This window comes from Dietzia cercidiphylli (genome assembly GCF_014145145.1).
Taxonomy (GTDB): Bacteria; Actinomycetota; Actinomycetes; order Mycobacteriales; family Mycobacteriaceae; genus Dietzia; species Dietzia natronolimnaea.
Genome location: NZ_JAALEA010000209.1, coordinates 1 through 7,695, shown reverse-complemented (window position 1 = coordinate 7,695; position 7,695 = coordinate 1). Strand labels below are relative to the sequence as shown.

Here is a 7,695-nt window from a genome sequence, read left to right as displayed (position 1 = left end):
GGGGGCGGTGGTCCGGCCCTGCGCGAGGCGGCGGGCGGAGGGGCGACGGGGTACGTGGTGATGGCCGTGGCCGTGTCCGCCCTGATGCTCGGCGGCATGCTGTGGGCGACGCTCGGATCCGGTCGGCGCACGGTCCTGCGGGCGGACGCGCAGGTCGGCGACCTGGGCCGGCAGTACCGCGACGGACTCGACGCGCTGCGGGTGACCCGGCCGTTCCGGTTGCTGGTGGGCCTGTTCTGCCTGCAGGCGGTGGCCACGGCCGTGATGCTCGCGGGTGGCCAGTACGTCGCCACCTACATCCTCGGCAACGAGGCCGCGCTGACCGGGCTGTTCCTCGCGCTGATCGCCCCCGCCCTGCTGGTGATGCCGCTGTGGGCCCGCCTGGCGCACGCCCGGGGCAAGGTCCCCGCTCTGGCGACCGCGACGATCCTGTTCACCGTGTCCGCTCTCATGCTCATCCCCGCGGGTATGTGGCCCGGGATGTGGGTGCACGTCCCCGTGGCGCTCGCGGGGGTCGCCTACGCCGGGATGCAGGCTCTACCGATGTCGATGCTCCCCGACACCACGGACATGGACCGCGAGCTGGGCGGCCGCCGTCGCAGCGGGGCGATGAGCGGGCTGTGGACGGCGTCCGAGACGGGATCCATGGCGCTCGGGCCCGTGGTGGTGCTGGCGCTGCTCGCGGTAACCGGCTTCCGCTCCGGCGGCGTCGCTGATCAGCCCGAACCGGCCCTCTGGGCCATCATCCTCGGCTTCTCCCTGGTCCCCGCCCTGCTGACCGCTGCGAGTCTGCTGGTCATCCGGGCGTTGGGCCGCGAGCACCCGAGCTGGACGGAGCCCGCATGACAGTCGAACCACCGGACACCGATCCCCTGGACGCCCTGATCGCCCGGAGAGGCGAGGCGGCCCTCGAGACGCTGGCCGCGCTGCGGGCGTCGGATCCGCCCACGACCGGCGGCAGGGTGCTCTCCTACGTCTACGACTCGGGCGTGGAGGGCGTGGACCGGTTGGCCGTGCGCGCCGCCGGTCTGGCGCACGGCGTCAACGGCCTGGACCCGACCGTCTTCGGGTCGGTCGCACGGATCCACGGCGGGATCGTCAACAGGGTCCGCACGATCCTGGGTGGGGACGCCGGCGACGGTCCGGGGAGCGACGACGACGAGGTCCACGGTGTCGTGACGTCGGGCGGCACCGAGAGTTGCGTGCTGGCGTGTCTGGCGGCTCGGGAGGTCTCGGGGCGTGCCCCCGGCAGTGGCGGGACGATCGTCGCCCCGGTGACCGTCCACGCGGCGTTCCGCAAGGCCGCCCACATCCTCGGGATGCGGTTCGTCGGCGTCGAGGTGGACCCCGACACGGGCCGGGTGGCCGGCGAGGACCTGCTGGCCGCCGTGGGCCACGACACCTGCCTGGTGGTGTGCTCGGCCTCCTCCTACCCCACCGGTGTGATCGACCCGGTGGAGCAGGTCGCGGCCGGGCTCGACGCGCACCACGATCCGCGGATCGGGCTGCACGTGGACGCCTGCCTGGGCGGGCTGGTCCTCCCCTTCTGGCCGGGCGGGGTGGGATCGACCTGGGATCTACGGGTCCGACGGGTCACCAGCATCTCGGCCGATCTGCACAAATACGGCTTCGCCCCCAAGGGCACCTCGGTCCTGCTCAGCCGGGGCCGCGCCAGGCACCGCGCATCCTGGTTCTCCACCGTCGACTGGCCGGGCTACCCGGTGGTCAACCCCGCCCTGTCCGGGTCCAAGCCTCTCGAACCCGCGGCCGCTGCGTGGGCCGTGCTCGAGGCCCTGGGCGACGACGGTCAGTCCGAACTCGTGGCGCGCACCGCCCGGGCGACCGGGCGCCTCGTGGAGGGGCTGGCCGGAATCGAGGGGCTGCGCGTGATCGACTCCGATCCGGGACCCCTGATCGCCGTGGTGGCCGACGGATCCGTGGGAGACGCCCGACGTGTCCACCCCCACCTATGGGCGGACGAGTGCGGTCGTAGGGGCATCGCCGTGCAGGCGCAACCGGCCTACCGGCAGGAGCGGGGCGCGTTGCCGTCGTCGTCCCACCTCACCATCACCCCGGTGACCGAACGCCTGACGGACGAGATCCTGGACGTGGCACGCGCGGCGGCCGAGGAGGTACGCGGGCTGCCGGACCCGACGCCCCCGGCGGCGTTCGCCGATGTGCTGGCCGCACTGGAGGCCGGAGCCCTCTCCCCCGGCGACCTGCTCGCCCTGCCCGAGGACGATGTGCACGCGATGGTGTCCGGAGTGCTCGCCGACGACGACGGGGACGACGGCGGGATGGCCGCACTGCTCGCGGCGATCGAACGCCTCCCGGCCGAGGTGGGTGCCCGGCTGGTGCGGGCGTACCTCGCCGCGGTGATGGAGTAGTCAGGTCAGCTGCGCGCGGACGTCCACGGACGCTCGGAACCAGCGGGCCACATACGAGTGTGCGAGTAGCTCCGGGTGCTCCTGCAGGCATCGGACGAACCAGCCGGTCAAGCCATCCCAGTCGGTATGGAGCCCCGGCGGGTGAAGCGACCACCCCAGCTCCTCGACGGTCCAATGGGCCTTGGCCGAGTTTCGCAGCATCGAGGTGCAGACCCAGTTCGAGGCGTCGTCCACTCCTCCTCGCGCCACCGGCTCGAGATGGTCGATGGTGGGGAACAGCTCCCAGAACGCGAAGTGGGTCTCCGACATCAGCCAGTTCGGGTGTGCGGGAAAGTCCTCGGGAAGGAGCACGGACAGCAAGCGCAGCGCACCCGGATTCACCAGTTTCACCCCACTGTAGCGGTCGAGGAATCCGTCCCGGTAGAAGATGTGCAGACACTGGCGGTCGGTGTAGCGGCGGCCGGACTTGATCACCGGCGCGAAGGGGTAGTCGGCCCGGAGAACGACACGGCCTGAATCCATGTCGCCGGCGTCGATCGCGGTGACCACTCGAGCCAACACCTCAGCCTTGTCCTCGACGGACGTACGCGGCAGGGGCAGGCCGGCCGCCGGGGTCTCCTCCATAGCCACGATGCGCCTCTCCCCCCCCTGACTCGACGTCCTCGGCCTCCGGGCTCGACGCTACTGATCCAGAACAACGACGTCCGCCCCCCGACCGGAGTCGGGGGGCGGCGCGGGGCGTGTGGTCCCGGTGTCAGACCAGGACCGTGTCAGACCAGGACCGCGATCGCGACGTTGACTACACCGAGGACGCCGGCGATGGTCGCCAGGGTCCCGGTGCTGCCCGCCGCCCTGGCCTCCTTGCGGACGCCCATCACCGCGACGACCAGGATGACGACCGCGACGACGAGCTTGATCCCGATCTTCATGTGGTTGAGGTCCACGTCCTGCATCTCGCGCAGACCGACGAGCAGCAGACCGGTGACCACCTGGAGGATCGCCCCGTGCAGGATCGCCTTGTTCATGTGAGGCGCCTTGATGGTGGCGAGCCACCCGCCGATGATGCCGGCCAGGCCGATGAAGTGCAGGATCAGAACGATGTCGAAAACGATGTCCATGTGGACAAGTGTCTCAAACGCACTGGTCACAGTGGACGCTAAGGCTCACCTAACCGTTGACGTCCGGACCGGCCCGCGCACGCGCCAGCCGACCGTGGTGGTCCCCGGCGGCCCGGGCCTCGGGTCGGTACTGCCGTATCGCGGCCTGCGTCGACGGGCCGCCCGCCTCGGGCACGACCTGATCATGGTGGAGCACAGAGGTGTGGGCTTGTCCCGCACCGATACCGCCGGCCGGGACCTGCCGGTGTCGGCGATGCGGATCGCCGCTGTCGCCGGCGACATCGCGGCGGTTCTCGACCGGGAGGCGGTGGACTCGGCCTACCTGGTTGGTTCCTCCTACGGCAGCTACGTGGTGTCCTGCGTCGGCGCCCTGTATCCCGAGCGCGTCGCGGGCATGCTGTTGGATTCGGCGCTGCAGTCGTCGGCGGACATCGACCTCGAGCGACGGGCGGTGCGCTCGGTGTTCTGGGATGCAGACACCGCGATCGCGGCGGATGTGCGGCGCCTCTACCTCCGCGGAGAGGACGGCCGACGCCTGCTCGACGTGGTCCGCGCGGCCTACGAGTTGGGCGGGCCGGAGCTGCTCGGTCCGTTGCTGCGGGGCCGGGTGCGCGGTCGGGCACCGGGACGGCTGCGGGTGCCGGCGGGCGCAGCCTGGCGACTACTCGAGGCCTATGCGACCATGGACGGCTCGCTCGCCCGCGTGCCGGGAGTCTACGAGTTCGACATCGCCGGAGCGATCGGCTTCCGCGAACTGGGGTACGGCGCCCCGGCGGACGGCCAGCCCCTCGACCCCGCACTCACGTATGCGCCGCTCGCACCTCTGTTTCCCGGGTTCGACGCGGAACCGGTCGACCTGGGTCGAGAGGTATCCCGCTTCACCTGGCCGATGGTCCTCCTCAGCGGCACCAGGGACCTCCGCACCCCTCCGGACATCGCCGACCGCGTGGCGTCGATCGCCCCGGACGCGGCGGTCACCCGAATCGAGAACGGCCACAGTGCGCTGGACACCCACCCCGCGGCGCTGATGAGGGCACTCGACCACCTGGTCACGGGTAGGCACGCCGCGCTTCCCGGTCAGGGCGAGGCGTTGAACGCCCTCCCCCGCCGAGGCGTCTCAGCCCGGTTCCCGACACTGCTCGAGGGTCTGGTGGGACACGCGGAGCCCTGACCTGTCCGCGGGCCAGCCGGGACCGGTCGCGCGCGTCGCACTCGTCGCGCCACGCCGACCGGACTCAGGCGTCCTCGGCCTGACGCGGCAGGACCACGACCGGGGACCGCGAGTGCGCGACGACGTGCTGGCTCACCGAGCCCATGAGCAGTCCCCGGAAACCACCCCACCCCCGGCTCCCCACCACCACGAGCCGGGCATCCCGCGAGGCCGCGACGATCGCCTCCGCAGGGTGGCCGCGGAGGACGGTCTGGTCGACGCGGGCGTCGTCACCCAGGGTGTCGCGCACCGAATCCGAGAGCATGATCCTCGCCCTCTCTTCCAGAATCGACGGGTCCACCCACCCGGCCATCGCGTACGGGCCGACGACGGCGGGGGTCTCGACGGCGGCCAGGGCGATCAGGGGCGCCCCGACCGAGCTCGCGTACTCCGCGGCCCAGGCCAGGGCCTTCAGGGAGTCGGGTCCCCCGTCGACCCCGACTACGACCGGCTGTGCATCCATTGGTCGACCTCCTCGGTGACACCGTCGTCGGTGCACCCGGCGTCAGGCCGGATCCGGCGACACCCCCACCGTAACCCCGTGGCCGCGTTGCCGTGCGGTGGCGGACGAGAAAACGAGGCAGACCGCGAAGCTCGCCACCTAGCGCGAACGTCCGCTTGCCCTCGCTGCGCTCGGTTACGCGAGCTCGTCGGAACCATTCGCGAACGTCGCGTGCCCTCGCTGGACTCGGTTACGCGAACTCGACGATCTCCATGTATTCCTGGTTCCACAGGTTCTCCGTGCCGTCGGGCAGGATGATGACCAGCTCGGGCTCGAGGGCCTCCATGGAGCCCGGGTCGTGGGTCACCAGAACGACAGCGCCCTCGTACGTCCGTAGCGCGTCGAGGACTTGCTCGCGCGAGATCGGGTCGATGTTGTTGGTCGGCTCGTCGAGCAGCAGCATGTAGTCTGCCGAGGACACGAGTCATGCCAGCGAGCGACGGGGTCCTCTCGCCACTCATCTGGGTGCGAGACGACCGATTCCAGGTCCTGCCTCTGCATTCTCGCGAATCTGGTCGTGCTTCGGCACGAGGACGTGCACAACAAGGTCGACGAGCTATATGGAGTCCCTCAAGCCGATCGATAGCACGCTCCCCTTTCGTCTTCTATGCGTGCGGGCTCGCACCTGGCCACGGCTTCACGGCCATCCTGATCCGCCGATCTTCATCGTCTCGCGCTCCACAGCAGCCGCTCGCGACGGTTTCGAGTGAGGCGGAGGGCAGGACGGTCTACATGGACCCCTCGCCCAAGGGGGCCTGAACAGACCTTGACGATTGCAGCCGGGGCGCATCTCAATTTGGGATTCGATCAGAACCGGCCGCGTTCGATCTCCTGCCGGCTGGGGGGATCGTCCGAATCCCAGATCTGAGCGAAGATTCCCGAGACCCGAGGCCAGAGTTCCCGAATGCCGGTGTCAAGTGAGTCGACGAGATCGGCATCTGCGCCGAATAAGACGATCTCGTGAGGAATGACCCGGCCGGCGAAGTCCCTCCGCTGGAGCGGATCGGGGAAACGCACGGCAACGGTGTCAGCGGAGCGGCGAAATGCTTCGGCGGCATCGGAATCTCCACCGAACGCCCTCTCGTACTCCAGCAGCGGGTCGTCCAGGCCGGCACCCAGGAGAAATCGGAAGCCCCAATTCCGACCGCGGGTGGCCCAGATCAATCGCGGCTGGTCGTCGGAGTGAGTGTTCACTTGCGGAACAACGCCACATTGTCGGTGACGGACTGCTCCAGGTCGAGCTTGAACTGTGTGAGCATCGAGCGGAGATGGTCGTGCCTATCTCGAGCCTCTGCGTTGATCTCCTTGAGTTTGGGTCCCGCGGCTGCTACCGCGGCGGCGAGGATCGGCGTCAACTGAGTGAACACCCCAATGGCCTTGTTGGTCTTGGCTACATTCTTGAATAGCTTCTCCACTGTCTTGAACTTCATTCCGAGGAGGGCGGCTGCGATCACGTCGGCGCCGTCGGCCAGCTTGTCCACGACTTTGAGTGGGATGTCGAATTGCTGCTGCCACTGGACTCTGCGCTCCAGAGGCAGGATTGACGCCAACGGCAGGACCAGGTCCACTCCCACGCGTTGCGTCAGATCGATCTCGGACGGCTCATATCCTCCCGGTTTCATCTGGAACTTGGCGGAGGAAAGTAGGAGGAAGTCCTCGCCCAACGAGAGTGCTTTGGGCGTATCGAGAAGACTCGCGATCGTCTCGCGGAGACTGTTCATCTCTCCCGCGGACTTTCGAATGAGCAGGTCGCGGAAGCTTTCGACGGTCCAGCCGGGATGGAGATCGGATTTTGACAGGGCGAGGATCCAGATCCGGGGGAACTCGACGAGGGGGCCGTTCTTGGCGAGGAGATGGTCCTTGGCGAGCAGAATGTTCTGACGGTAGTTGGCGAAAAGTGAGGTCAGATAGCGCTCTTCCTCTCCTCGGAAATCAAGCAGCTTCTGCCCGTCCACGAGGATCAGGGCCACGTCGGATTTGAGGAGGTTGCCCCAGGTCTCGAGCCGACGAGCCTGCTCCTCGTCTCCTTCCGGGTCGGTGGTGAACCACTCGCCGGGGTAGTCGTGCCACATGAGTCGCAACTCGTCGAAGGGGCGCTTCGTGGATTCTCTCAGGCTGGTGGTCTTGAGCTTCACTGCGAATTGGTAGGTGATGCCGCTGAATCGGTTCTGAATGGGCATGGTTGCGGTGTCCCGCATTTCCAGATAGCTCTGCAGCAGTCGATTACCTTGCCCCGGCTGAAGCGCCACGAGGTCCCAGAGGTCATTCTGATACGCACTTTCCTGGGTGGGCCCGTAAAACGAGGACACCAGAACCGTCTTGCCAGATCCGGCTTCGCCGAACACCGCGATGTTCTGCTCCTGGACCTTAGGAAAATTTGCCATGGAGGCAGCGTAGAGGACACGTCGCTCACCGCATCTGCGATGGTGGGAATCATCCCGCGACTAGCCCCGCTGATTCACGGGCCGGTGTGACTGC

Annotated in this window: 9 protein-coding genes and 1 pseudogene; 3 read left to right on the top strand and 7 right to left on the bottom strand. The window is 68.4% G+C overall.

What is annotated here, in order from left to right:
• Together G6028_RS08135 and G6028_RS08130 are read left to right on the top strand one after the other, a co-directional pair.
• Nucleotides 1–846, top strand: an 846-nt coding sequence (locus G6028_RS08135) for an MFS transporter (protein WP_182658581.1), incomplete at its 5' end; no start/stop codon positions are given.
• Complete coding sequence (locus G6028_RS08130; RefSeq protein ID WP_182658580.1) at nucleotides 843–2,387, top strand: pyridoxal phosphate-dependent decarboxylase family protein; 1,545 nt, start codon at nucleotides 843–845, stop codon at nucleotides 2,385–2,387. The genes G6028_RS08135 and G6028_RS08130, both read left to right, overlap by 4 nt.
• On the opposite strand, the gene G6028_RS08125 is transcribed toward G6028_RS08130, so the two are convergent.
• The 3 genes from G6028_RS08125 to G6028_RS18035 form a co-directional block, all read right to left on the bottom strand.
• A complete protein-coding gene (locus tag G6028_RS08125) occupies nucleotides 2,388–3,011 on the bottom strand; it encodes an HNH endonuclease (protein WP_182658579.1) in 624 nt (207 codons plus the stop codon).
• 146 nt (nucleotides 3,012–3,157) lie between these two features.
• Nucleotides 3,158–3,505: a hypothetical protein gene (locus G6028_RS08120; protein ID WP_182658578.1), complete on the bottom strand. Its 348-nt coding sequence runs from the start codon at nucleotides 3,503–3,505 to the stop codon at nucleotides 3,158–3,160.
• 49 nt (nucleotides 3,506–3,554) lie between these two features.
• Nucleotides 3,555–3,680, bottom strand: a complete 126-nt coding sequence (locus G6028_RS18035; protein ID WP_338404182.1) for a hypothetical protein — start codon at nucleotides 3,678–3,680, stop codon at nucleotides 3,555–3,557.
• Between G6028_RS18035 and G6028_RS08115 the strand changes: the two genes are divergently transcribed.
• Nucleotides 3,636–4,676 carry an alpha/beta fold hydrolase gene (locus G6028_RS08115; protein WP_338404181.1) on the top strand — a complete coding sequence of 347 codons (1,041 nt, stop codon included), beginning with the start codon at nucleotides 3,636–3,638 and terminating at the stop codon, nucleotides 4,674–4,676. The genes G6028_RS18035 and G6028_RS08115 overlap by 45 nt on opposite strands.
• A gap of 64 nt (nucleotides 4,677–4,740) precedes the next feature.
• On the opposite strand, the gene G6028_RS08110 is transcribed toward G6028_RS08115, so the two are convergent.
• The 4 genes and pseudogenes from G6028_RS08110 to G6028_RS08095 form a co-directional block, all read right to left on the bottom strand.
• Nucleotides 4,741–5,178: a universal stress protein gene (locus tag G6028_RS08110; protein ID WP_182658577.1), complete on the bottom strand. Its 438-nt coding sequence runs from the start codon at nucleotides 5,176–5,178 to the stop codon at nucleotides 4,741–4,743.
• A 229-nt stretch (nucleotides 5,179–5,407) separates the two neighbouring features.
• A pseudogene (locus tag G6028_RS08105) lies at nucleotides 5,408–5,641 on the bottom strand (ABC transporter ATP-binding protein); the annotation flags it as partial.
• A 383-nt stretch (nucleotides 5,642–6,024) separates the two neighbouring features.
• A complete protein-coding gene (locus G6028_RS08100) occupies nucleotides 6,025–6,411 on the bottom strand; it encodes a hypothetical protein (RefSeq protein WP_182658576.1) in 387 nt (128 codons plus the stop codon).
• Entirely contained in the window at nucleotides 6,408–7,601 is a 1,194-nt protein-coding gene (locus G6028_RS08095) for a TRAFAC clade GTPase domain-containing protein (RefSeq protein WP_182658575.1), read from the bottom strand. Before G6028_RS08095 ends, G6028_RS08100 begins: the two co-directional genes overlap by 4 nt.
• Nucleotides 7,602–7,695: the final 94 nt, after the last annotated feature.

Coding starts and splice junctions, on each gene's coding strand:
- G6028_RS08125 (WP_182658579.1), bottom strand. CDS start 3,011: ATGGAGGAGACCCCGGCGGCCGGCCTGCCCCTGCCGCGTACGTCCGTC.
- G6028_RS08130 (WP_182658580.1), top strand. CDS start 843: ATGACAGTCGAACCACCGGACACCGATCCCCTGGACGCCCTGATCGCC.
- G6028_RS08110 (WP_182658577.1), bottom strand. CDS start 5,178: ATGGATGCACAGCCGGTCGTAGTCGGGGTCGACGGGGGACCCGACTCC.
- G6028_RS08095 (WP_182658575.1), bottom strand. CDS start 7,601: ATGGCAAATTTTCCTAAGGTCCAGGAGCAGAACATCGCGGTGTTCGGC.
- G6028_RS08120 (WP_182658578.1), bottom strand. CDS start 3,505: ATGGACATCGTTTTCGACATCGTTCTGATCCTGCACTTCATCGGCCTG.